The sequence below is a fragment of the Pseudonocardia sp. SID8383 genome (genome assembly GCF_009864975.1).
In the GTDB taxonomy this organism is placed as follows: Bacteria; Actinomycetota; Actinomycetes; order Mycobacteriales; family Pseudonocardiaceae; genus Pseudonocardia; species Pseudonocardia alni.
The window spans coordinates 1-666 of sequence record NZ_WWFY01000401.1; the positions used below are offsets into that span (position 1 = coordinate 1).

A 666-nucleotide genomic window follows, 5' to 3' on the forward strand; every position below is an offset into this window, starting at 1 on the left:
ACCAGGCCCCGCAGCAGCGCCGGGACCTCGTCGAGCGCGCGCAGCGCGGCCAGGTCGAGGCGGACCGGCAGGACCAGCGCCCGGCCGGTGGAGCCGGCCGCGAGCAGCGTGTCGAACAGCTCGAGGCCCTGCTCGGCGGGCAACGGCGGCATCCCGGAGCGGGCCAGGCGCTGTGCCTCGGCCTCGCCCAGGGTTCCGGTCATGCCGCTGCCCTGCTCCCACGGCCCCCAGGCCATGGACAGCCCCGCGAGCCCGTCGGCGCGGCGGCTCGCCGCCAGCGCGTCGAGGTAGGCGTTGCCGGCCGCGTAGTTGGCCTGCCCGGCGCCGCCGAGCACACCCGCGACCGAGGAGAACAACACGAACGCGTCGAGGTCCAGGTCCCGGGTCGCCTCGTGCAGGTGCCACGCGGCGTCGGCCTTGGGCCGCAGCACGGTGTCGAGCCGGGCCGCGTCGAGGGAGCCGAGCACGCCGTCGTCGAGCACACCGGCGGTGTGCACGACGCCCCGCAGCGGACGCTCCCGCCCGGCCTCGGCGACCAGCGCCGCCACGGCGTCGCGGTCGGCGACGTCGCAGGCCACCACCCGGACCCGGGCGCCGAGCGCCTCGAGGTCGGCGACGAGCTCCGCCGCGCCCGGTGCGGACGGTCCGCGGCGGCCGGCGAGGACC

At 78.7% G+C, this 666-nt stretch carries 1 protein-coding gene; it reads right to left on the minus strand.

Annotation, left to right across the window (positions count from 1 at the left end; all coding sequences use genetic code 11):
- Positions 1 to 666: beta-ketoacyl reductase (locus tag GTW08_RS09675; RefSeq protein WP_161151792.1), on the minus strand; the 666-nt coding region annotated here is incomplete at both ends.